The organism is Pseudomonas sp. WP18 (assembly GCF_036689585.1).
GTDB classification, from domain to species: domain Bacteria; phylum Pseudomonadota; class Gammaproteobacteria; order Pseudomonadales; family Pseudomonadaceae; genus Aquipseudomonas; species Aquipseudomonas chlororaphis_E.
Map to the genome: position 1 here is coordinate 4,834,103 of NZ_CP144758.1, position 23,368 is coordinate 4,857,470.

General features: G+C 60.4%; 23 protein-coding genes. 6 read left to right on the top strand and 17 right to left on the bottom strand.

Going from position 1 to position 23,368, the window contains the following annotated elements; translation table 11 throughout:
* The first annotated feature begins 49 nt into the window (after positions 1 to 49).
* A complete protein-coding gene (locus tag V5F23_RS21365) occupies positions 50 to 556 on the top strand; it encodes a 6,7-dimethyl-8-ribityllumazine synthase (protein ID WP_042728512.1) in 507 nt (168 codons plus the stop codon).
* 252 nt (positions 557 to 808) lie between these two features.
* Here the strand turns inward: V5F23_RS21365 and astE are convergent, their stop codons facing one another.
* The 13 genes from astE to acs all read right to left on the bottom strand — a co-directional run bounded on the left by astE (position 809) and on the right by acs (position 15,965).
* Positions 809 to 1,816 carry a succinylglutamate desuccinylase gene (gene astE / locus V5F23_RS21370; protein ID WP_042728513.1) on the bottom strand — a complete coding sequence of 336 codons (1,008 nt, stop codon included), beginning with the start codon at positions 1,814 to 1,816 and terminating at the stop codon, positions 809 to 811.
* A 12-nt stretch (positions 1,817 to 1,828) separates the two neighbouring features.
* The gene (locus V5F23_RS21375; RefSeq protein ID WP_042728514.1) at positions 1,829 to 2,116 is read right to left on the bottom strand and encodes a hypothetical protein; all 288 of its coding nucleotides are present in this window, start codon (positions 2,114 to 2,116) and stop codon (positions 1,829 to 1,831) included.
* A gap of 69 nt (positions 2,117 to 2,185) precedes the next feature.
* Complete coding sequence (astB, locus tag V5F23_RS21380) at positions 2,186 to 3,532, bottom strand: N-succinylarginine dihydrolase (RefSeq protein ID WP_042728515.1); 1,347 nt, start codon at positions 3,530 to 3,532, stop codon at positions 2,186 to 2,188.
* A 130-nt stretch (positions 3,533 to 3,662) separates the two neighbouring features.
* Positions 3,663 to 5,132 carry a succinylglutamate-semialdehyde dehydrogenase gene (gene astD / locus V5F23_RS21385; protein WP_185057644.1) on the bottom strand — a complete coding sequence of 490 codons (1,470 nt, stop codon included), beginning with the start codon at positions 5,130 to 5,132 and terminating at the stop codon, positions 3,663 to 3,665.
* The gene (astA, locus tag V5F23_RS21390; RefSeq protein ID WP_042728517.1) at positions 5,129 to 6,154 is read right to left on the bottom strand and encodes an arginine N-succinyltransferase; all 1,026 of its coding nucleotides are present in this window, start codon (positions 6,152 to 6,154) and stop codon (positions 5,129 to 5,131) included. The genes astD and astA overlap by 4 nt, the downstream gene beginning before the upstream one ends.
* Positions 6,155 to 6,197: 43 nt before the next feature.
* Positions 6,198 to 7,217 (bottom strand): arginine/ornithine succinyltransferase subunit alpha, encoded by a 1,020-nt coding sequence (aruF, locus tag V5F23_RS21395; protein ID WP_042728518.1) that lies wholly within the window; start codon positions 7,215 to 7,217, stop codon positions 6,198 to 6,200.
* A 212-nt stretch (positions 7,218 to 7,429) separates the two neighbouring features.
* A complete protein-coding gene (locus V5F23_RS21400; protein ID WP_042728519.1) occupies positions 7,430 to 8,650 on the bottom strand; it encodes an aspartate aminotransferase family protein in 1,221 nt (406 codons plus the stop codon).
* A gap of 412 nt (positions 8,651 to 9,062) precedes the next feature.
* Positions 9,063 to 10,043 carry a transcriptional regulator ArgR gene (argR, locus tag V5F23_RS21405; RefSeq protein WP_042732895.1) on the bottom strand — a complete coding sequence of 327 codons (981 nt, stop codon included), beginning with the start codon at positions 10,041 to 10,043 and terminating at the stop codon, positions 9,063 to 9,065.
* Between the two features lie 113 nt (positions 10,044 to 10,156).
* Entirely contained in the window at positions 10,157 to 10,921 is a 765-nt protein-coding gene (locus tag V5F23_RS21410) for an ATP-binding cassette domain-containing protein (RefSeq protein WP_042732894.1), read from the bottom strand.
* Positions 10,922 to 10,977: 56 nt separating this feature from the next.
* Positions 10,978 to 11,676, bottom strand: a complete 699-nt coding sequence (locus V5F23_RS21415; protein ID WP_042732893.1) for an ABC transporter permease — start codon at positions 11,674 to 11,676, stop codon at positions 10,978 to 10,980.
* Complete coding sequence (locus V5F23_RS21420) at positions 11,673 to 12,362, bottom strand: ABC transporter permease (protein ID WP_047736556.1); 690 nt, start codon at positions 12,360 to 12,362, stop codon at positions 11,673 to 11,675. The genes V5F23_RS21415 and V5F23_RS21420 overlap by 4 nt, the downstream gene beginning before the upstream one ends.
* Positions 12,363 to 12,452: 90 nt before the next feature.
* Positions 12,453 to 13,226, bottom strand: a complete 774-nt coding sequence (locus V5F23_RS21425; RefSeq protein ID WP_047736557.1) for an ABC transporter substrate-binding protein — start codon at positions 13,224 to 13,226, stop codon at positions 12,453 to 12,455.
* A 783-nt stretch (positions 13,227 to 14,009) separates the two neighbouring features.
* Positions 14,010 to 15,965: an acetate--CoA ligase gene (acs, locus tag V5F23_RS21430; protein ID WP_042732387.1), complete on the bottom strand. Its 1,956-nt coding sequence runs from the start codon at positions 15,963 to 15,965 to the stop codon at positions 14,010 to 14,012.
* 427 nt (positions 15,966 to 16,392) lie between these two features.
* On the opposite strand from acs, the gene V5F23_RS21435 reads away from it, so the two are divergent.
* From V5F23_RS21435 to V5F23_RS21445, 3 genes are all read left to right on the top strand, one after another.
* Complete coding sequence (locus V5F23_RS21435; protein ID WP_042732386.1) at positions 16,393 to 16,656, top strand: DUF2790 domain-containing protein; 264 nt, start codon at positions 16,393 to 16,395, stop codon at positions 16,654 to 16,656.
* A gap of 497 nt (positions 16,657 to 17,153) precedes the next feature.
* Positions 17,154 to 18,401, top strand: coding sequence for a ribonucleotide-diphosphate reductase subunit beta (locus tag V5F23_RS21440; RefSeq protein WP_042732385.1), 1,248 nt, complete (start codon positions 17,154 to 17,156; stop codon positions 18,399 to 18,401).
* A gap of 265 nt (positions 18,402 to 18,666) precedes the next feature.
* The gene (locus V5F23_RS21445; RefSeq protein WP_042732384.1) at positions 18,667 to 18,825 is read left to right on the top strand and encodes a hypothetical protein; all 159 of its coding nucleotides are present in this window, start codon (positions 18,667 to 18,669) and stop codon (positions 18,823 to 18,825) included.
* Between the two features lie 97 nt (positions 18,826 to 18,922).
* Here V5F23_RS21445 and V5F23_RS21450 read toward each other — a convergent pair whose 3' ends face one another.
* Together V5F23_RS21450 and V5F23_RS21455 are read right to left on the bottom strand one after the other, a co-directional pair.
* Positions 18,923 to 19,273: a helix-turn-helix transcriptional regulator gene (locus V5F23_RS21450; protein WP_047736558.1), complete on the bottom strand. Its 351-nt coding sequence runs from the start codon at positions 19,271 to 19,273 to the stop codon at positions 18,923 to 18,925.
* Positions 19,270 to 20,586, bottom strand: a complete 1,317-nt coding sequence (locus tag V5F23_RS21455; RefSeq protein WP_047736560.1) for a HipA domain-containing protein — start codon at positions 20,584 to 20,586, stop codon at positions 19,270 to 19,272. The genes V5F23_RS21450 and V5F23_RS21455 overlap by 4 nt, the downstream gene beginning before the upstream one ends.
* A 204-nt stretch (positions 20,587 to 20,790) precedes the next feature.
* Between V5F23_RS21455 and V5F23_RS21460 the strand changes: the two genes are divergently transcribed.
* The gene (locus V5F23_RS21460) at positions 20,791 to 21,780 is read left to right on the top strand and encodes a hypothetical protein (protein WP_047736562.1); all 990 of its coding nucleotides are present in this window, start codon (positions 20,791 to 20,793) and stop codon (positions 21,778 to 21,780) included.
* A gap of 46 nt (positions 21,781 to 21,826) precedes the next feature.
* Here V5F23_RS21460 and V5F23_RS21465 read toward each other — a convergent pair whose 3' ends face one another.
* Positions 21,827 to 22,522, bottom strand: a complete 696-nt coding sequence (locus V5F23_RS21465) for a hypothetical protein (protein WP_047736563.1) — start codon at positions 22,520 to 22,522, stop codon at positions 21,827 to 21,829.
* Between the two features lie 22 nt (positions 22,523 to 22,544).
* Positions 22,545 to 22,895 carry a hypothetical protein gene (locus V5F23_RS21470; protein WP_047736565.1) on the bottom strand — a complete coding sequence of 117 codons (351 nt, stop codon included), beginning with the start codon at positions 22,893 to 22,895 and terminating at the stop codon, positions 22,545 to 22,547.
* Positions 22,896 to 23,043: 148 nt separating this feature from the next.
* On the opposite strand from V5F23_RS21470, the gene V5F23_RS21475 reads away from it, so the two are divergent.
* Positions 23,044 to 23,361, top strand: a complete 318-nt coding sequence (locus V5F23_RS21475; RefSeq protein WP_042729484.1) for a helix-turn-helix transcriptional regulator — start codon at positions 23,044 to 23,046, stop codon at positions 23,359 to 23,361.
* Positions 23,362 to 23,368: the final 7 nt, after the last annotated feature.

A 23,368-nucleotide genomic window follows, 5' to 3' on the forward strand; every position in this document is an offset into this window, starting at 1 on the left:
CCCCTTCGATTCATGACGCCCTGTTTTTCACACAAACAGGAACCAGAACATGCAACCCACTGCAATCGATAGCAAAACCAAACACTCGGGCGAGCGCGTCGCGTTCATCCAGGCCTGCTGGCACAAGGAAATCGTCGACCAGAGCCGCAACGGCTTCGTCGCTGAAATGATCAATCAGGGCTATCAGGAAAGCGATATCGACTTCTTCGAAGTCGGCGGCGCCTTCGAAATCCCGCTGCACGCCAAGCTGCTGGCCAAGTCGGGCCGCTACGCCGGCATCGTCGCCGCCGGCCTGGTGGTGGATGGCGGTATCTATCGCCACGAGTTCGTTGCCCAATCGGTGATCAGCGGCCTGATGCAGGTTCAACTGGAAACCGAAGTGCCGGTGTTCTCGGTGGTGCTGACGCCCCATCACTTCCACGCCGGGGAAGAGCACCAGAAGTTCTTCTTCGAACATTTCGTGCACAAGGGCCAGGAAGCCGCGAAGACCTGCGCCGACACCCTGCACAAGACCCGGGCATTGCGCCGTACCGAGCCGCGTGCGGTAGCGGTCTGACGACCCCTTCCCTGTGGGAGCGGGCTTGCTCGCGAAAACGGTGTGTCAGCCGTCGCATAGGTGGCTGACCTGACGCCTTCGCGGGCAAGCCCGCTCCCACAGGTTTTCTGCTTGCCGCAGATATCGCAGCTACCGCAAAAGTAAGTGTGGGAGCGGGCTTGCCCGCGAAGGCGTTGTGTCAGCCAACTAAAATGTTGCTGTCATACCGCTTTCGCAAGCGAGCCCGCTCCCACAGTTGGAATCCGCCGCCCTTCAGGCCAGGTTCTCGTCAGTCGCCGGCACGATCAGGATCCCGGCCCGCAAGCCGTTCTTGACCTTGGGGTTGGGGAAGATGATGCGGGCGCCCTCTTCCTCGATCACCCAGCGGGTCTGGGCGATGTCTTCGGCCAGCACATAGCCTTTTTCCAGTTCCGAGAAGTTCTCGATGTCCGCCGGCAGGTTCAGGCGAAAGTTGTCGCTGTGCTTGATGATTTCCCGCGCCACATTGAACAGTTGCAAGCCGTCGAGCCCGTCATCCAGCTCTGGTTCGTTGCCTTCGATGATCTGTTGCAGGCGGGTTTCCAGCAGGCTGACGTTGACACCGTCGTTCTGCCCGAATGGCCGCGCCTTGCCCAGCTCCAGGGTGAAGGACTCGGCACCCAGCTGTTCGTAGGTGTAGGCGCTGAAGACGATGGACGGTTTGTTCTGCAACAGCACCGCCTCCATCCCCGCCGCCCGCAGGCGCGCCAGTTCACGGCGTGAGTGCGGGCGACCTTCCTTCCACGGGTACAGGGCAAACTGCTCGATTTTCGAGCCGCGGATGGCGGTGTGCAGGTCATAATGCAAGCGACTGCGTTCCGGGCGATTGAAGAAACTGGCGGCCAGTCGCTCCAGTTCGCAGGCGCGCAACGCCTCGGGGCCGCCGCTCAGTTCGTGACGCCCGTTGAACAGCCGGTTGACGTCCTGCTCGACGAAACGCTCGCCCCGCCGAATGGCCTCGGGGTTGCCGAACAGGAACAGAATGCGTGCCCGGGGCTTGAGGACTCCACGGGCGATGTCATGCAGCAAGCGGTCGAGCAACTCGATCGGCGCGGTCTCGTTGCCATGGATACCGGCCGACAGCAGCAGGTCCAGGCCGTTATCCCGGGCTTCGGGCGGCTTGACCTCCAGCGCGCCCTCGCTCAACCAGCGCATCCGTACGCCTTCGACTGTCAGTTGAGTCTTCTCCGCCGGTTCACGGCCGGCGAGGGTCAGTTCAAGCAGTTTGCCGAGGGCGAGCATAGCGCGGTTTCCTTAATGGTCGTGGCCGCAATCCGGGCCATGGACATGGTCATCGTCGCCGACGTCCGCCGGTTCCATTTCCAGTTGCAGGCTGACCAGGTTGGTCGCCAATGGACGCAACAACAGGTTGGCGTATTCCTCGTCCCCTTCCTCGACGTCCACGCCGATCAGCAACTGGCCGCGGCCGTCCTGCTGGATCCACAGCTCCTTGCCTTGCCACATCACCGCGACGCGGGTGCAGGAGGTTTCCAGTTGGGTGCCATCGGTGTCTTCAAGAATCAGCTGCAGGCCATCGCTCATGTTTTTACGTTCTCGTCTGGGGATAAGGCAACGCGCCCTGCTTTGACTGTAGTCAGGTCGCGCGCGCTTTCAATTGATCTGGAAAGGATAAACCGCGCCAAGTTTAAGGATTTGTGTCAGTTCATCCAGTGCCGCACGGCATTCGAGCAGCAACTGCGGGTCTGCCAGGTCGTTTTCGGTCATGCGGTCGCGGTAGTGCCGTTCGACCCATTGGGTCAGCGACTCGTACAACGGCGCGGTCATGATAACCCCTGGGTTGACGGCCGCCAGCTCGGTTTCATTGAGCGCCACGCGCAACCTCAGGCACGCCGGGCCACCGCCGTTCTGCATGCTTTGCTTGAGGTCGAAGACCTTCACTTCGCGAATCACCCCGCCCGAGGCCAGCAAGCCTTGCAGGTACTGCCAGACGCGCTCGTTGCTACGGCATTCTTCCGGCACGATCAACAGCATCGAGCCATCGGCACGCGACAGCAGTTGGCTGTTGAACAAGTAGGAACGGACCGCATCATCGACCGTCACCGCCGAACGCGGCACGCACACGGCCTGGAACTTCCCGCCGACCTTGGCGAGCTTGTCGCCCAGCTCGGCCAGCAGCTTGTCAGTCTCAAGGAAGGCATCCTCGTGGTAGAACAGCACTTCGCCGTTGCCGACCGCGATCACGTCGTTGTGAAACACGCCCTGGTCGATCACCGACGGGTTCTGTTGTGCATACACCACACCGTCCTCGCTCAGCCCGTGCAGGCGCGCGACGGCGCGGGACGCTTCGAGTGTCTGGCGCGCCGGGTACTTCTGCGGGGCCGGGTAACGCATGTCGAAGGCGCTGCGGCCGAACACGAAGAACTCCACGCCGGCTTCGCCGTAGGCGCGGCAGAAACGCGTGTGGTTGGCGGCGCCTTCATCGCCGAACTGCGCCACCGCCGGCAAGGCGGCGTGATGGGCGAAGTGTTTCTGGTCGGCGAACATCGCGCCCAGCACGCGACTGGTGGTGGGGTGCTCGATGCTGCGGTGGTACTTGCAGTTCAGGTTGGCGGCGGTGAAATGCACGCGCCCGTCAGCAGTGTCGGCACTCGGGCTGACGGTGGCGGCGTTGGCCACCCACATGCTGGAAGCCGAGCAACTGGCGACCAACAGGGGCATCGCTTCCTTCGCCGCCTGCTGGATGACCTGGGCATCGCTGCCAGCAAAGCCCAACCGACGCAGGGCAGCCACGTCTGGACGTTCTTGCGGCGCCAGCACGCCTTGCGTAAAGCCCATGTCCATCAGCGCCTTCATCTTCGAAAGGCCCTGCAACGCCGCTTCCTTGGGGTTGGAGGACTGCTGGCTGTTGCTCTGGGACGCGACGTTGCCGTACGAGAGCCCGCCGTAGTTATGGGTCGGCCCCACTAGACCGTCAAAGTTGACTTCATAGGATTTCATCAGCGAGGCTCCACGAGAATCTGTTTTTATAGGCATCAAGTAACATCGGCGGCGCTTCTATCGCGAGCAAGCTCGCTCCCGCAGGGCCTTGCACTGTCCTTGTGGGAGCGAGCTTGCTCGCGATCGTGGTTCACACCATTCTCACGCCGGGGGTCAGGGCAGCCGGCATGACGAGGCTCGGCGTTTCCAGGGATGCCACCGGGTATGCGCAATAATCGGCCGCGTAGTAAGCACTGGCGCGATGGTTGCCCGAGGCACCCACACCACCGAACGGCGCGCTGCTGGCGGCGCCGGTCAGTTGTTTGTTCCAGTTGACGATACCGGCACGGCTTTGCAGCCAGAACTGCTGGTAACGTGCCTCCGAGTCCGACAGCAACCCGGCGGCCAGGCCATATTGCGTGTTGTTGGCCTCGGCGATCGCCGCGGGGAAATCCGCGTAGCGAATCACTTGCAGCAACGGCCCGAACAGCTCTTCGTCCGGACGCTCGGCCACGGCCGTCACGTCGAGGATGCCTGGGGTCAGCAAGGCCGCCTGGGCCTGGGGCTGGGTCATGGCCAGCAGCGGCACGGCGCCCTTGCCCAGCAGGTGGTTCTGCGCATCCATCAGCGCTTTCGCGGCGCCGAGGGAAATCACCGAGCCCATGAACGGCGCCGGTTGCTGGTCGAAGGCCCCCACCTGCAGGGCCGCGCTGACCGCCACCAGGCGCGCCAGCAACGCATCGCCCCAGGCGCCTTCCGGCACCAGCAGGCGGCGCGCGCAGGTGCAGCGCTGCCCGGCAGAAATGAAGGCCGACTGGATGATGGTGTAGACCGCCGCCTCGACGTCCGCCACCTCGTCCACCACCAGCGGGTTGTTACCGCCCATTTCCAGCGCCAGGATCTTGTCCGGGCGCCCGGAGAATTGTTGATGCAGCAGATTGCCAGTGCGGCTCGAACCGGTGAAAAACAACCCGTCGATGCCCGGGTTCGCCGCCAGGGCGATGCCGGTTTCCCGCGCACCTTGCAGCAGGTTCAGCACGCCCGCCGGCAGGCCGGCCTCGACCCAGCACTGGACCGTCAGCTCGGCGACTTTCGGCGTCAGCTCACTGGGCTTGAACAGCACGCTGTTGCCCGCCAGCAGTGCCGGCACGATGTGCCCGTTCGGCAGGTGACCGGGGAAATTGTACGGGCCGAACACCGCCACCACGCCGTGAGGCTTGTGCCGCAGCACGGCCGTGGCATCGCCCAGGGGGGCGCTCTTTTCCCCGGTGCGCTCACGGTAGCTCTGGATCGAGATCGCCACCTTGTTGACCATGCTGGTGACTTCGGTGGCCGCTTCCCACAACGGCTTGCCCGTTTCTTCACCGATGCAGCGGGCCAGTTCGTCGGCGCGATTTTTCAGGGTCGCGGCAAAGGCTTCCAACACCTGGATGCGCTCATCCAGCGAACGCCGGGCCCACTCCGGGAACGCCTGGCGCGCCGCCTGCACGGCTGACTCCACTTGCGCCGCCGTGGCGCCCTTGCCTGCCCACAACACCTGCTGGGTCACCGGGTTCAACGACTCGAAGACGTCACCCTGGCCTTCCAGCCAACTGCCTGCGATGTACAGCGAATTCATTATTTCGACTCCCGAGCAGCGGACAACGCAACGGCACGTACCTGGTCGCCGGCGTTGAGTTGAAGGCGTTTGGCGGTCAGCGGATCGACCACCAGGGTGCCCGCGGCGAAGCGCGCCGGGGCTGCCGTGATGCGGCAGTCTTCGCGCTTGCGGTTATGGATGAGGAACGGCGTGGCGTCATCGCCCGGGGTGCCGATGGCGAGCACCAGCGCCTGGCTGTCGCGAATCGCGCGGATCTTGCCGGTCTCGCATTCCACGGCCGGGCCGGCGTCGAAAATGTCGACGTAGCCCTGGTAACTGAAGCCTTCGCTCTTGAGCATCGACAGCGCCGGCTCCGTGTCCGGATGCACCTGGCCAATCACGGCCCGGGCGTCTTCGGACAGGAAGCAGGTGTAGAGCGGGAACTTGGGCATCAGTTCGGCGATGAACGCCTTGTTGCCCACCCCGGTCAGGTAGTCGGCCTGGCTGAATTCCATCTTGAAGAAGTGCCGGCCCAGGCTTTCCCAGAACGGCGAGCGGCCGTGGTCGTCGGACATGCCGCGCATTTCGGCGATGATCTTGTTGCCGAACAGATGCGCGAATTCGGCGATGAACAGCATCCGTGCCTTGGCCAGCAGGCGGCCGTTGAGGCCATTGCGGTAGTCGGCGTGCAGGAACAACGAGCAGAGTTCGGAATTACCGGTCAGGTCGTTGGCCAGGAACAGCGTCGGGATCTCCCGGTAGATGTTCAACTCCTGGGAAGCGCTGACCGTCAGGCCGACCCGGAAGTTGTACCAGGGCTCACGCAGCCCCACGGCACCGGCGATGGCGGAGATCCCCACCACCCGACCGTCGTCGTCTTCGAGCACGAACAGATAGTCCGCGTCACCGCGCCCCGCTTCACCGCGAAAGGTCTTCTCGGCCCAGCCGACCCGATGGGCCAGGCGCTCTTCGTTGGCCGGCAAGGTGGTCAGGCCGGTGCCGGTGCTACGGGCCAGGGCGATCAGAGCGGGTAAATCGCTGCTGCGTACGGGACGAACGATCATGCTATCTCCTCAGACGGGCCGCTCACGCCACCCGCGAAACTCATTAAACCGCCACCAGGCGTACGCTGGCACCTTCGCCGACACCCAGGGCCTCGGCCGCTTCCATGTCCAGCGTCACAGGCTTGCCCGGCGCGTAATCCAGCTCCAGCAGCACAGCGCGGTAATCCTGCAACAGGGCATTGGCCACCAGGTATTGCCGGCCGGCGCCCTTGACCGGTTCGCCGATCTTGACCGGCACCACGCGGCTCTGGGCAATCGAGCGGATCCCCGAGACACGGGCATGCAGGGTCGGGCCGCCATCGAAGATGTCGATGTAGTGATCGGTCTCGAAACCCTCGCGCATCAGGATGTCGAAGGTGATCTGCGCGCGCGGGTGGACCTGGCCCATGGCTTCCTGGGCGGCGTCCGGCAACAGCGGCACGTAGATCGGGTAATGGGGCATCAGCTCGGCGAGGAAGGTGCGGCTTTTCAGCCCGCACAGACGCTCGGCGGCGGCGTAGTTGAGGTCGAAGAAATTGCGCCCGATGGCGTCCCAGAATGGCGAATCACCGTTCTCGTCGCTGTAGCCGACGATCTCGGTCACCACCGAATCGGCGAAGCGCTCCGGGTGGCTGGCGACGAACAGCAGGCGTCCACGGGAGTTGAGTTCCGACCACGGCGAGCCGACCAGTTCCGGGACCACGTAGAAGCTGGTCAGCAGGCTGTTGCCGGTCAGGTCGTGGCACTGGGAGAGCACGTGGATCTTGTTGTGGATCTTCAGCTCACGGGAGGCGTGGACGAAGGTTTCATTGCGAAAGCTGTAGAACGGTTCGGAATAGCCCGCCGACGCGACGATCGCCGAACAGCCCGCCAACTTGCCGGTGGCGGTGTCTTCAAGAACAAAGAAATAGCTCTCCTCGCCGTTGAAACTGACTTCGGCGGCAAACGAGGCTTCGCTCGCGGCGATCTTGTCGCTCAAGCGTTCCACGTCATCCGGCAAGGAAGTGACACCGATCGGACTGTCCGCAGCCAGACGCTGTACCTCGCCCAGATCAGCCATTTGCGCGGGGCGCATCACCAGCATGGTGTCACTCCTTAACTTGAAATAAAGGGTTCGACCGAAAGGATCGATACACAAGAAAAAATACCGGGTTTACTGCCCGTCTGTGACCACCGCCCTCTGTGGGAGCGAGCTTGCTCGCGATGGCGGTGGCACATTCAACATTGATGCAAGCAGGACCACCGCTTTCGCGAGCACGCTCGCTCCCACAGTGGACCCGGTTCAGCTGAAATGGATCAAGCCTGGGTCAGCTTCGCCGCAGCCTTCTCGAAACGGTCCAGGCCGGCGTCGATGTCGGCGTCTTCCACCACCAGGCTCGGGGCGAAACGAATCACGTCCGGGCCGGCTTGCAGGATCATCAGGCCTTCCTGTTCGGCGGCGTTGAAGATGTCCTTGGCCTTGCCTTTCCAGGCATCGTTCAGCACGCAGCCGATCAACAGGCCCAGACCGCGCACCTCGGTGAACAGGCCGTACTTCTGGCCGATCTGCTCCAGGCGGGTCTTGAACTTGTCATGCTTGGCCTTGACGCCGCCGAGCACCTGCGGGGTATTGACCACGTCGATCACCGCTTCGGCCACCGCGCACGCCAACGGGTTGCCGCCGTAGGTGGTGCCGTGGGTGCCAACCACCAGGTGCTTGGCCAGCGCCTCGGTGGTGAGCATCGCCGCGATCGGGAAACCACCGCCCAGGCTCTTGGCGCTGGTGAGGATGTCCGGGATCACGCCGTAGTGCATGTAGGCGAACAGCTCGCCGCTGCGGCCCATGCCGGTCTGCACTTCGTCGAACACCAGCAGTGCATTGTGCGCATCGCACAGCTCGCGGGCGCCTTGCAGGTAGGCCAGCTCGGCCGGCAGCACACCGCCCTCGCCCTGGATCGGCTCCAGCACCACGGCGCAGGTCTTGTCCGAAACAGCCGCTTTCAACGCGGCCAAGTCGTTATAAGGAACGTGGGTGATGCCGGTGATTTTAGGCCCGAAACCGTCGGAGTACTTCGACTGCCCGCCGACGTTGACGGTAAACAGCGTGCGGCCATGGAAACTGTTGAGTGCGGCGATGATTTCGTACTTCTCGCTGCCATAGCGATCGAACGCCACGCGACGGGCCAGCTTGAAGGCGGCCTCGTTGGCTTCGGCGCCGGAGTTGCAGAAAAACGCGCGCTCGGCGAAGGTCGCGTCGATCAGCTTGTGGGCCAGGCGCAGGGCCGGCTCATTGGTGAATACGTTGGACACGTGCCACAGCTTGTTGGCCTGCTCGGTCAGTGCACCGACCAGCGCCGGGTGGGCATGCCCCAGCACGTTGACTGCGATACCGCCGGCAAAGTCGATCAGCTCGCGACCAGACTGGTCCCACACGCGCGAACCGGCGCCACGCACAGGTATGAAGGCAGCAGGGGCATAGTTGGGCACCATGACCTGGTCAAAATCGGCGCGTTGTACCGCGGCTTGCTCAACGGACATCGGAGTCTCCTGAAGAGAAACACTCGCCTGGAATGGCGAGCGATGAAGGGATTGTAAGGACAGTTTTCAGCCCGGCCTTGTCGCCAAGCGACAACTTCTTATAGCGCCAACCCACGTTTTCAGCGGGTTTACGGCAATGCGACAAATTGCGTCGCAAAGGCGCAGTTTAAACGTTGCCAGGGGGTTTGAGGCACTCGCTTCCACATTTCCCTTGTCGGGCGCAACTGTAGCTTGGGAGGGGCTTATCTGTGGCGAGGGGATTTATCCCCGCTGGGCTGCGAAGCAGCCCTGAAACAGTCAATCTAATCTGTCTGGCACACCGAGGTGCCGGGTTTTGGGGGCGCTTCGCGCCCCAGCGGGGATAAATCCCCTCGCCACAGAGTAAGCTGCCACCACGAGGACCGCGCCAGTGCTAGCCGCGCTCGGACGGCACCGACGACAATTCGAACGGGCTGCTGCTGCGTCGCTGGTTGCGGTCTTCGCGGGGGGTCGCGCCGAAGAAGTTGCGGTAGGCGCTGGAGAAATGCGGGCCCGAGGAGAACCCGCAGGACAAGCCGATCTGGATGATGGATTTGCTGGTTTGCATCAGCATCTGCCGGGCCTTGTTCAGGCGCAGCTCCAGGTAATACTGGCTGGGTACGCGGTTGAGGTACTGCTTGAAGATCCGCTCCAGTTGCCGTCGGGACACGCACACATGCTGGGCGATTTCGTCGGTGGTCAGCGGCTCTTCGATGTTCGCTTCCATCAGCAACACCGCCTGGGTGAGCTTCGGGTGACTGGAACCGAGGCGGTTCTGCAACGGGATGCGCTGGCGCTCGCCGCCCTCGCGGATGCGCTCGACCACCAGCTCTTCCGACACCGCACCGGCCAGTTCCGCGCCGTGGTCCCGGGCCAGCACCGCCAACAGCAGGTCGAGCACCGACATGCCGCCGCAGGCGGTCAGGCGATCGCGGTCCCAATCGAACAGATGGCTGGTGGCAATGACCTTGGGAAAGCGTTCGGAGAAATCATCCTGCCAGCGCCAGTGCACGGCAGCGCGGTAACCGTCGAGCAGCCCCAATTGGGCCAGGGGATAGACACCGGCGGACAAGCCCCCGATCACGCACCCGGCCCGCACCAACTGCTTGAGGGCGCTGCCCAGGGAAGAGGCGAGCACGGTCGGCGGCTCATCGGCCAGCAGGAACAGCTTCTGGAAGCCTTCGAGCTTGCCGGCCCAGGGTTCGCCGGGCAATTGCCAGGCGCCTTCGACCGCCGGCTCGGCTTGCAGGAACGAGAGCTCGTAGACCACCTCTGGATGCACCCGCTGGGCAACACGCAAGGCCTCCTCGGCCAGCGCCAGCGTCAAGGCTTTCGTGCTGGGCCAAATCAGGAAACCAATTCGATGGGCGGTCATGGCGGGCAATCCAAAGCGAAAACAGTGTTAAAGCCAGAAGCGGCTGCAACCAAGTTAGACCATCTGGCGCGCGGTGCGCAGCATGACCTAAATCGGGTGCGAAACGGGAGCGATTACTTGAGGCTGCCCGAAAGAAATTGCTGCAGGCGCTCCGATTGCGGATTGACCAGCACTTCACGCGGGTTACCGCGCTCTTCGACGATACCCTTGTGCAGGAACACCAACTGGTTCGACACTTCGCGGGCAAAGCCCATTTCGTGGGTCACCACCACCATCGTCCGCCCTTCCTGGGCCAGGGCCTGCATCACCTTGAGCACATCACCCACCAGCTCCGGGTCGAGGGCCGATGTCGGCTCATCGAACAACATCACTTCCGGCTCCATCGCCAGCGCCCGGGCAATCGCCACGCGCTGTTGCTCGCCGCCGGACATGTGGCCCGGGTAGGCGTCCTTGCGATGAGCCACGCCCACTTTGTTCAGGTAGTGCTCGGCCTTCTCGCGGGCCTCGGCCTTGGCAACGCCCAGCACATGCACCGGCGCTTCCATGATGTTTTCCAGGGCGGTCATGTGCGACCACAGGTTGAAATGCTGGAACACCATCGACAGCCGCGAACGCATGCGTTGCAGTTGCTTGGGGTCCGCGGCCTTCATCGCGCCATCCTTGCCCGCCACCAGCTTCAACTCTTCGTTGTTGAGCAGGATCTTGCCGGCATGGGGTTGCTCAAGCAGGTTGATGCAACGCAGGAACGTGCTCTTGCCGGAGCCACTGGAGCCGATGATGCTGATCACATCGCCAGCGGCAGCCTTCAGGGACACGCCCTTGAGCACTTCGTGACTGCCATAGCGTTTATGCAGGTCTTGGACTTCAAGCTTGTACATGCGGTCGGTTCTCACAAAACGTCATTCGTTGAGCAGTCGATCGGATCGATGCGTTATCAGTGCTTGCGCGGGGCCAGGTAAACCAGCCAGCGGCGTTCGGCCAGTTTGAACAGGCGCACCAGGATGAAGGTCAGGCACAGGTAGAAGACACCGGCCGTGATGTAGGCCTCGAACGGCAGGTAATACTGCGCATTGACCGTGCGCGCGGCACCCGTGATGTCGATCAGGGTCACGATGGACGCCAGGCTGGTGGTCTGCAGCATCATGATCACTTCGTTGCTGTATTGCGGCAGCGCCCGGCGCAGGGCCGACGGCAGCAGGATCCGGCGATACAGCGTGAAGCGCGACATGCCCATGGCCTTGGCCGCCTCGATTTCACCGTTGGGCGTGGCCCGCAGGCTGCCGGCGATGATCTCGGCGGTGTAGGCACTGGTGTTGATGGCGAACGCCAGGCACGCGCAGAAGGTCGCACTGGACAGCCAAGGCCAGAGGAAGCTCTCGCGCACGAACTCGAACTGTGCCAGGCCGTAGTAGATCAGGAACAACTGCACCAGCATCGGCGTGCCGCGAATCACGTAGGTGTAGAGCCAGGCGCTCATGTTCACGACCGGCTGCTTGGACACCCGCATCAGCCCCAGGGGCAGCGCCGCCAGCAGGCCGAAGAACAGCGACAGCGCCAGCAGCTTGAGGGTGGTCAGCAAGCCACTGAAATACAGCGGCAAGGCTTCATAGATGACGTTGTAGTCGAAGATCATAGATCAGCCGCCCTTACGCCTACCGAGTAGCGCTTCTCAAGGTGACGCAGTGCCAGCAACGAGACGCTGGTGATCACCAGGTACATCGCCGCCACCGCCAGGAAGAAGGTGAAAGGCTCGCGAGTGGCATCCGCCGCCTGCTTGGCCTTGAACATCATGTCTTGCAGGCCCACCACCGAAATCAGCGCGGTCGCCTTGGTCAACACCAGCCAGTTGTTGGTGAAGCCGGGAATGGCCAGGCGAATCATCTGCGGCACCATCACCCGGAAGAACACCTGCAAGCCGCTCATGCCATATGCCATGCCCGCCTCGGCCTGCCCCTTGGGGATGGCCATGAACGCGCCGCGAAAGGTTTCCGACAGGTACGCACCGAAGATGAACCCCAGGGTGCCGATACCGGCCGCCAGCGGATTGAGGTCGATGTAATCGTCATAACCGAGCATCGGCGCCAAGCGATTGAGCAGGTCCTGGCCGCCGTAGAAAATCAGCAGAATCAGCACCAGGTCGGGAATGCCGCGAATGACCGTGGAATACAGGTCGCCCAGCCACGCCAGCCAGCGCACCGGCGAAAGACGCAACGCGACACCGATCAGCCCCAGGACGATGGCCAGGGCCATGGACGACAAGGCGAGCTGAAGCGTCAACCATGCGCCATCGAGGATGACAGCCCCGTAGCCTTTCAACATGATTCAGGTCCTCGAAAATGGGATGAAAAAATGGCGCAAACCGCAGGGAGCCTGGTGCTTGCGCCATTTCTCACGAGTGGCGGGACGGTGTTACTTGCCGTAGATGTCGAAGGTGAAGTACTTGTCCTGGATCTGCTTGTACTTGCCGTTCTCGCGAATGGCGGCAATCGCACTGTTGATCTTGTCTTTCAGGGCGTCGCCCTTGCGCACCGCGATACCGATACCGTCACCGAAATACTTCTCATCGGTGAAGGCCGGACCAACGAACGCGAAGCCCTTGCCGGCGTCGGTCTTCAGGAAGCCGTCATCCAGCAGCGTTGCGTCGGCCACGGTGCCGTCGAGACGACCGGCAGCGACATCCAGGTAGATTTCGTTCTGCGAGCCGTACGGTTTGATCTCGGCACCCAGCGGGGCCAGGACTTCACGGGCGAAACGCTCGTGGATCGAACCGCGCTGCACGCCGATGTTCTTGCCCTTGAGCTCGGTCAGGCCTTCGCTGACCTGGGTGCCGGCCTTCATGACCAGGCGGGCCGGGGTGTTGTAGTACTTGTTGGTGAAATCAACGGATTTCTTGCGGTCTTCGGTGATCGACATGGACGACAGGATCGCGTCGATCTTGCGGACCTTGAGCGCCGGGATCAGGCCGTCGAACTCTTGCTCGACCCACACGCACTTGACCTTCATCTCTTCGCACAGCGCATTGCCGATGTCGTAGTCGAAACCGACGATGCTGCCGTCCGGGGCTTTCGAGGCGAACGGAGGGTACGCCGCCTCGATACCGATCTTCAGGGGCTTTTCATCAGCGAATGTCGGCAGGGACAGCACGGACAGTGCCAGGGCGCCAAGCAGCACGAGTTTCTTCATCTTGGAACTCCATCGGTAAAGGGCAAAAACGGCAGAGTGAGCAACAGCCCAATATGCGAATGAGTGAAACGAATTCCGGTGCTGCGTCCTAGGAAGCGAACGTTTTATTCAACGCACGCCACGACGAGCGAGTGATCGGCATTCTAACGACAGGCCCGAGGCCGATATTTCTTCAATGCGACAACAAATTACAGAAGCACCGAGAAAGCCTTTCAAGGACATTGACAGCCCCGCAAATTCATGCGAGAGCAAAAGAAGGGAAACCGATCTATGCTGCAAATTGCGGGCCCATTATTCGCAAACCCTTCTAATCCGGCAAGCACAGCGTGTCGGCTAATTTTGTCCACGGGCTGAAAATGCCCTGGAACAGGGCTCGGCGTTTCCCATCGCCTCGGACTGGCGCGTTTGGTTACACATTTCGAAACATCGGTAACGCCTGCAAGCGTCTGACGTTGAAGATCGATATTTATTCATTCCTCCTGTGGCGAGGGAGCTTGCTCCCGCTGGGTTGCGCAGCAGCTCCAAAGCCAGATGCCAGAGTCTTTCGGGCACCGAACCCTTTGGCGAGGGGATTTATCCCCGCAGGGCTGCACAGCAGCCCCAAGACAGGCGGCTCAATCTGTCTGGCAGACCGAGGTGTCAGGGTTTAGGGCCGCTTCGCAGCCCAGCGGGGATAAATCCCCTCGCCACAAAAGCATCCTCGCCACATGGGAATGCGCACATACAAAAAAAGCCCGGAACGGCTCACACCGTTCCGGGCTTTCAGGGATCACAAATCCGCCGTCAGGCGACGTTCATGGTCTTGTGCGTCTCGATCAGATGCGCCACCACGCCTGGGTCGGCCAGGGTGGAAATGTCACCCAGCGCGTCGTATTCCGCCGTGGCGATCTTGCGCAGAATGCGGCGCATGATCTTGCCGGAGCGGGTTTTCGGCAGGCCCGGTGCCCACTGGATGACATCTGGCGAGGCGATCGGACCGATTTCCTTGCGCACCCAGTTCTTCAACTCCAGGCGCAGGGCCTCGCTGCTTTCCTCGCCCGCATTGAGGGTCACGTAGACGTAGATGCCCTGCCCCTTGATGTCGTGCGGCACACCCACCACCGCCGCTTCGGCGACTTTCGGGTGGGCGACCATGGCGCTTTCGATCTCGGCGGTGCCCATGCGGTGGCCGGACACGTTGAGCACGTCGTCCACGCGACCGGTGATCCAGTAGTAGCCGTCCTCGTCTCGACGCGCACCGTCACCGGTGAAGTACATGCCACTGAAGGTCTTGAAGTAGGTGTCGACGAAGCGGTCGTGGTCGCCGTACAGCGTGCGCGCCTGGCCTGGCCACGAATCGAGGATCACCAGGTTGCCTTCGGCGGCGCCTTCGATCAGATTGCCGAGGTTGTCCACCAGCGCCGGCACCACGCCGAAGAATGGACGAGTGGCCGAGCCCGGTTTCAACGCCGTGGCGCCCGGCAACGGACTGATCAACACGCCACCGGTCTCGGTTTGCCACCAGGTGTCGACGATCGGGCAACGTTCCTTGCCGACATTCTTGTAGTACCAGTCCCACGCTTCCGGGTTGATCGGCTCACCCACCGACCCCAACAGGCGCAGGCTGCTGCCATCGGCGCCTTCGACGGCGGCGGTGCCCGACGCCATCATCGCGCGGATCGCGGTCGGCGCGGTGTAGAGGATGCTGACCTTGTGCTTGTCGATGACCTTGGCCACCCGAGTGATGTCCGGGTAGTTCGGTACGCCTTCGAACAGCACCGTGGTCGCGCCATTGGCCAACGGGCCATAGACGATGTAGCTGTGGCCGGTGACCCAACCGACGTCGGCGGTGCACCAGTAGACTTCGCCCGGCTTGTAGTCGAACACGCGCTCGTGGGTCAGGGCCGCGTAGAGCAGGTAGCCGGCCGTGGTGTGTTGCACGCCCTTGGGCTTGCCGGTGGAGCCGGAGGTGTAGAGGATGAACAGCGCTTCTTCGGCGCCCATTTCCTTCGGCGCGCAAACGGTGCCGGCGACTTTCATCAGGTCTTCGTACCAGATATCCCGGTGCTGGTTCCACTTGATGTTGCCCGCGGTGCGCTTGCACACGATGACTTTCTGGATGCTGCTGGTTTCCGGGTTGGTCAGCGCGTCGTCGACGTTGGCCTTGAGCGGGATCTTCTTACCGGCGCGAATGCCTTCGTCGGCGGTGATCACCACTTTGGATTTGCAGTCGATGATCCGGCCGGCCAGGGCCTCGGGGGAGAAGCCACCGAATACCACCGAGTGGATCGCGCCGATCCGGGCACAGGCCAGCATGGCGACCACAGCTTCCGGGATCATGGGCATGTAGATGGTCACCACGTCGCCGCGGTGCACGTCCTGGCCACGCAGGGCGTTGGCGAACTTGCAGACTTCTTCATGCAGTTCGCGATAGGTGATGTTGCGACTCTCGGACGGGTCATCACCCTCCCAGATGATCGCGACCTGGTCGCCACGCTCGGCCAGGTGGCGGTCGAGGCAGTTGTAGGAAACGTTCAAGGTGCCATCGGCAAACCACTTGATGTCGACATGGTGATCGTCAAAGGACGTCTGCTTCACCGTGGTGAAGGGCTTGATCCAGTCCAGGCGCTTGGCCTGCTCGCGCCAGAAGCCATCCGGGTTGACGACTGACTGCTGGTACATCGCCTTGTAGGTCGCCTCGTCAGTCAACGTACTGGCCGCAACCTCGGGGCGAACGGGATACAGAGAAGCCGCACTCATGTTTCTTACCTCGGTGACATAGTTGTTTTTGTATGGTCCCGTTGTAGCCTGGGGCGGGCCTATAGAACCATTCGACGATGGTAGTAACAAGTCCCTACAAAATGTCGGTACTAACGTGCAAGACCACTTTCACAGCCCATTCCTGTGGGAGCGAGCTTGCTCGCGAAGACAACAGCACAGCCAGAACAGATCCAACAGCCAGCCTCCAACATCAGCCGATTATTACCAAATCAACCAAAAGTCTTTATCAAAACCCAGTCTGTTTGCATCCACCCTGCCCCTCTAGAATCAGCCCCGCCAACCGGCAAACACGATTGACGCAACACAGCCCCCACGAAGGCCGTTGATCAAATTTCCAATACTTGCTCCACACGCAACCCCAAAAAGGTTGCGTGACCCCACTCGACCTCAAAAAAGGTGAAATCAGATGAAAGCTTTATGGGTTCTGGTCCTCGGCAGCCTGTGCGCCACCGCGATGGCAGACGAGGCCCCGAGCGATGTCGCCCAGCAAAAACCCGCCGTTGAGGAGTACACCTACTCCACTCACCTGGACATCGCCAAAGTCATTTCCATGAGCGAGATCCCGAATGTCTGCGAAGTAGTCCCGGCGAAGATGGTCTACGACGATTCCAAGGGCCAGCGCCACATCCTGCGCTACAGCGTGATGGGCAACGGTTGCTCCAACGGCTGATCACTACCGGTATTTTCCAGGGCCCGATTTCGATCGGGCCCGGTTGTGTCTGGAGCCGTCGAAAACCCTTTTCAAACACAACATGTAGTGTAAAAAGGCAAAAACAGCTCATTTTTTGAGCAAAAAAGCCTGCCATCCGACCCAGGCAAAAAAAATCTTCGGCAGCCGGATCCGGCCAAAGCCTTGTAAACCCTCGCTCCAACGCGGATGAGCCGTCCGTCAGCTCCTCCGTGGGCGATTTCGCCGCACCACGTAGGCAAAAAAGTCCTTATAATGCCGCCTTAAACGGGCCTGCAATATTCCCTTACAGGGGATCAAGCCAGCCTGAAGCCCACGCCAAGACCCATGACCTCTTCGCGTTCACCGCCGCTTCAGCACGACCCGTACATTTTTCTGTTTATTGCCTGCGTCAGCTGCAACAAACGATTTTTCCAAGATCCACCGCCGCCAGCCGACCTCCCCCGGGTTGCTGGCCCTCACGCAGGAGACGACACGTCATGCTGAGCTGGGACGAATTCGACAAAGAAGACGGCGAAGTCGCTGTAAAAAGCGCCAATGCCGGCCACGCTTCTGAAGCCAACATGGACCGCCTCGACAGCGCCGGCGGTGCCGCCGCGCTCGAAGCCCGCGCCGTGACGGCCAGCGACTCGGCCGCGATCATTCGCGCCAAGGCCGCCCTCGACAAACTCGACATCGCCGAAGGCCTCGCCGAACTCGAAGGCGCCTCCGCCCGTGTCGCCGTCGATGAAAAGCGCATGATCAACTGCCGCGCCGACCTCAACCAGCTCGTGCCCTTCAAATACGACTGGGCCTGGCAGAAGTACCTGGACGGCTGCGCAAACCACTGGATGCCGCAAGAAGTCAACATGACCGCCGACATCGCCCTCTGGAAAAACCCGGAAGGCCTGACCGACGACGAGCGCCGCATCGTAATGCGCAACCTGGGCTTCTTCTCCACCGCCGACTCCCTGGTGGCCAACAACCTGGTCCTGGCCGTGTATCGCCTGATCACCAACCCGGAGTGCCGCCAGTACATCCTGCGCCAGGCGTTCGAAGAGGCGATCCACACCCACGCCTACCAGTACTGCATCGAATCGCTGGCCATGGATGAAGGCGAGATCTTCAACATGTACCACGAGATCCCATCGGTCGCGAAAAAAGCCGCCTGGGGCCTGAAGTACACCCGCTCGATCTCCGATCCGAAGTTCGAAACCGGCACCCCGGAAACCGACAAGGAGTTGCTGCGCAACCTGATCGCCTACTACTGCGTCCTGGAAGGCATCTTCTTCTACTGCGGCTTCACTCAGATCCTCTCCATGGGCCGCCGCAACAAGATGACCGGCGTCGCCGAGCAGTTCCAGTACATCCTGCGCGACGAATCCATGCACCTGAACTTCGGCATCGACGTGATCAACCAGATCAAGATCGAAAACCCGCACCTGTGGGATGCCGAGATGAAGGAAGAAGCGACCCAGATGATCCTGCAGGGTACGCAGCTGGAGATCGAATACGCCCGTGACACCATGCCTCGCGGCGTATTGGGTATGAACGCGGCGATGATGGAGGACTATCTGAAGTTCATCGCCAACCGTCGTCTGTCGCAGATTGGTCTGAAAGAGGAGTATCCAGGCACGACGAACCCGTTCCCTTGGATGAGCGAGATCATGGACTTGAAGAAAGAGAAGAACTTCTTTGAGACGCGCGTGATTGAGTATCAGACGGGTGGGGCTTTGAGCTGGGATTGATAAATCCTAAGTTGAACCTGTCAGTTGACGCTCGACTAAAAACCCCGTGAAAGCGGGGTTTTTTGCATTTAACTGCCATCGGCGGTGTCATCTTGCCAGTGATCGGGAGGCGTTTACCCTGTCGTTGTATCAGAGGGTTGGGCGGCTGATTGCTGAGTGACTACATTTAGTTAAAGAGGGTCTGCTGCGCAGCCCAGCGGGAGCAAGCTCCCTCGCCACGGTGATGGAGCAAGGCTTCAGTCCAACTTCTACTGGAGATAATTGAATGGCTAACGCGTTTAAAAGTGAGGCCTTCGAGTCGATTCACAGTTCGGCAGAAGCACTGCTGAAAATCGGCGCTATCGACGAGGCCGCCATGGGCGAGTTCGACGAGGCCTGCATTGGCGAGGCGCCTGCTGAAATCCCGCCTGCTCAGATTGAGTAAATCTGGCTAGTAGATGAGGAAGGGGCTTTTACTCATCCGGCTGGACCCTTCCACTCAATTGGCTCGCAGAGCAACCACTCCACGGAGCGCAACCCGTCTACTTGCGCCGAGGCTTAGCCCCACGAGTCAGCGTGTAAGTGGCCGGTTTGTGCGGCTCAGGCTGCGGCGCATGAATGGGCTGGAGCGCTGTGGTCAGCCCCAGGCGAAGACCGAATTTCCGCAAGATGGATTCGATGGTGCTGAGGGTCGGATTGCCCTTGTCCTTCTCGATCTGGTACAGGGCTTTGGTCGACATCTTGCACATCAGCGCGAAGGTGTCCTGATCCAGACCGGTTACCTCGAGCCTTAACCGGCGAACAGCGGTTCCGAGGGTTTCATTCCCCAGCGCATGCTGCATCACGATGTCTTCGATGATTTCCTTGCGCCGTTCGGGGGTGTTATCTGTCATCGAAGCCCCCACTCGGCCAGGCGCTTGTCCAGATTGTTCATCGGGATAGACTGAGCGCGCCTCACTTCGTCTGGAAGATCGACCAGCAGATCCGGCAACGCCCGAAACGTCTCAGCCGCTCCGCGCAGACGTTCGAAGAGCACGTCTGTGCTTACCAGGTCCTGAAAGTATCCGCAGATCGTTTTCCAGTCGGGACTTCCCATGTGCTCGGACTCCCATTTAGTGGCTCGCGTAACGCCCTCCGGGTCGAGCACCATCGGCGCGAGGTCGTAGATCGGCGCCAGCTCGAATGTGTTCTGATACCTGAAAATGGCCATGTTGCGTCCATGATTGTCCGAGTTCCCAAGGATGCGGTTAAGCAAGTCACGGCGCAGATACTCGAACACCAAATCCTCAAGCTCTGCGTCCTGCCCGTTCATGCGCCACAGATTCACCAGACGGCGGAGCACGTCCTCATGGTTCATCCTCGAGCCCGGTTCGGTGTTCCCGCACACCGAATAAATCGACTCGACTGGAATCCTTTCTACCTCGCCGTCAGCGACCCGCCGATCAAAACGTGGCATCCACAGGCTCGGCTTGTCGGCTTCCTCAAGCACCAGCCCATCTGTGGCTATCGTGTTCAAACCAAGCTGAGAGATCGCTTTGTAATAATGGTATTCCGTTCGCAGGATGTTCTTGTCGCGTTCAGTGCCCTGGTTGCGAGCAAACTTTACCAGCCAATGACGGCGCGCATGCTCGTCGCAAAGCATGGCGTCGGCATATAGGTCGCCATCCTCTCCCTCGACCATAGTCAGCTTCGGCGCTTCGCCCTGAGCGCCAGTGGCACCGCCTAGGGCAGCGCCGGACTCATAAGCGTATTCGAGAAAATCACTTGTCCTCTCTACGACCTCTTTGCGGGCAAAGGCCTCCTTGCGGGTCTGATCGATTTGCTCGAAAGACTCCTTCACGCGCAAGTGCCCTATGGGCGAAGGGGTGCAGCGGCTCAAAAGGAAAAAGCCCATGTCCATCCCAACCGGTCTTTCTCCACCAAATCGCCGCTGCAACGATTTACGGGCGGCGCCGGCCGGTATGATGTCGTACACAAACGGGGGGTACCCTTTGCTATCGACAGGGTTCCAGCTCAACGGAAGGTTGACGCTGACGGCAGGCTCGAAGAGCGTCTCGAATTTATCGATGAATTCGACCAGGTAACTCTGAGCGTAAGATGCGGCGCAACGCGACTCATCGACCTTTTGAGCGTCCGATACAGAGAGCACCATTGCGTCGTGCCAATGGCCTTTGATATAGGCCTGGATCGTGAGCTGTCCTACCATAGCGCGCCATACAATCGGAATTATGATGCCGACTAATGTGACTCATACAGGCTTTCTCAGCAATATAATTCTGACTAACGACATGCATGTGGAGTTAATCGGCATTTTGATACCGACTCACCTAAGCTCGATAGCCAAATCATTCAGTACTCCCCCACCACCCGCTATTAATACCCTCCCCCCACTCAAGGACCCGAGCCCCTCATGAAATTCGACCTCGCCTACTGCCGCAGCCTCGACGACAAGCTGTCGATCTATGACGTGCGCGATTTGAATTTCGACGAGACGGTGGGCTTCGATTCCGCGAAGGAACAGTTCCAGTGCCCCAACGACGCCTGTCGGGCGGCGTTCGATGCGGCGAATGTGTTGGGGACGTTCAATGCCAAGAATGTGAACTACGTGCGCACGCCGCACTTCAAGAACATTCCCAGCACGCGGCATGTCGAGGGTTGTCCTTATGCGAGCCTGAAAACTCCGACTACCGGCCTGGAGGCGGATGCTGCGCAATTGGATGACGGTCGAGAGGAACACTTCCCTTCGGAGCTATTGCTGACCCGGCGTGAGTATCTGCGTAAGCCGTCCAGCCCGGCAGTGGCGGCAGACGTCATGCGCGAGGAGCGAGTGCCTTCAGCCGGCAATAACGTCGAGCACCCGAGCCGTGATTCAGCGCCGGACAAGACCCATGTGTTCGCCCATCCAGTGGAATGTTTTGTGTCGAACTTCGCCGACAAGGATCTGCTCAAGCGCATGCCGTTGAAGATTGGCGAGCACACGGCGCCCTATGCATCGTTCTTCAAGAAGATCGAATACTTGCTGGACAACAAGGGGCTGATCTACTGGGGCAAGATCAAGAAGATCGAGGATTATCACAGCGCCAGTTTTCGCGTGGACTTCGAGCAGAAGGTCTGGACCCAGCTACCGGGCGAGGCGAAGAAAAAGCCTTATTCGGTCAACGTTTACCTGAGCAAGAAGCTGATCGACAGCTACCGCAAGCGTAAGGCGTTTCTGCAAGAGATCAAGCATGCCGCCGAGAGCGAACGGGATTTGTACTGCTTCTTCTACGGCGTGACGCCGGAGCTGAAGCAGGTGCCGAGCAAGAAAAACCCCGAACAGACGTTCGGGGTGTTCAGCGCCAACATAGAGAACCTGGACCACTTCATTATTCGTGAAGCGCCGGGGTTGGCCGATAACTGATCTCGGCTTGGGCTGACAGCAACCCTACACGCGCCGGTGTTTCAGTTCATAGTCCATCTTGGACAAGCTGCCGCTCAAACGCCCGCATCTCCCGTCTCACTTCCATCCGTCGTTCACGGGCTTTCTGAACGCTGGGCTCATCCAGTCCACCATAACGCCGCAACCAGTGAATAATCATTTCCTCATCTGGGAAGTAATAGTCCTTGTGCCCCTTGCTGCCTCTCGGGGTGTTGTTCATATCACCATCAAAGCGGCCTGCGGAGAATTCATCAGAAGGCAACGTTCCCCACTCAGCGGCGCAATCCTCGAAAACCCAGGAGATTTCATTGATGTGCTTTTGCGCACCGCGATGGCCGCGCTTGTAAAAAACGGACTCATGACAACTTTCCTGGAAGCGGGCCATCATTGGCTCGTCATCGACCCAGTGCAAAAGGTCATATTGCCCGGCGTGGCGCATCAAGCCGTTGATCCAACGCTCGGAAAACCGATGAATAAAACCTTCCACGTCAGCTTTTTTGGCGTCAGCGAAGATCATGCAATAACGGGTTTGCACATGGATGACGAACAACACATGTTTACGTTGGACAGTAATGGCATGGACCAACCACTGTTCTGCGAATCCATCCACCTCATCGTCCTCGATAACGGGTGACGGAGGCTTCTCCACTGGAGTGATTTTCTTGCCTTTGTGCACGCGGCTAAAGAAGTTACAAGCCGCTTCGGTGCAATTGAAGATCAACATGGTGTGCTCTGCTTGAAAAGGACTATGCGTCTGTGGCCCATTCTATTTCATAGGGCTGACGAACAGCGTCGGAAATCCGTTCTCGTAACTCGTCGCTCAGAACCATCAGCTCCTGATCGCTCAGCAGGTCATAGGCGACCATCAGCCTCAAAGATAGGGAAACTTCTTTGCGTCGACGTCCGTTGAAGGCCATCGACAGGTCTTTGTCTCGATTGCGTATGAGACCATACAGCGTTGCGTATCGAGCGTGGGCCGATAAAGTTTCGTTCTGAGCGATCGTCTGGGCATCAGCAAGAACCCCTTTGCAGAAGCGGTCCAGCGCCAGTTCGTAGAGCTCGTTGTAACTTTTCCAGTCACTATCGGAAATAGACATACCACCCCTCCTCCGTTAGACGCCAGGGTACACCGAGCGCTTGGCTGAAGCCGACCACTGGTCACCCATCAAAAAAATGAGATTGATCCGGTTTCAAAACAACTGTACAAAAACACAGTATTTTGAATCCACTGCTTTGGAGCATCCCATGGCCTCTCTCGCACTCAAAACCACCCTGGAACGCATCGCTGTCTATCAATTCACCCCTGCCCACAGCGCGCAAGCCCGCGCCATGCTGGGGTGGAGTGTCGAGGAGTTGTCCCGTCGGTCGGGCGTCTCGGTACCCGCCATCCAACGCTTCGAAGCCGGGGGTGAACTGCTCGATGTAACCCGACTGGCGCTGGCGTTTCGCTTTGAAGCCGAAGGCCTGGTGTTCTTCCCTGGCTTTGCACCGGGGCGTGGCATGAACATCAAGGGTGCTACACCGGACCCGATGGGACGGGCCGACTACGCGATGATCGAATAGCCGGGCC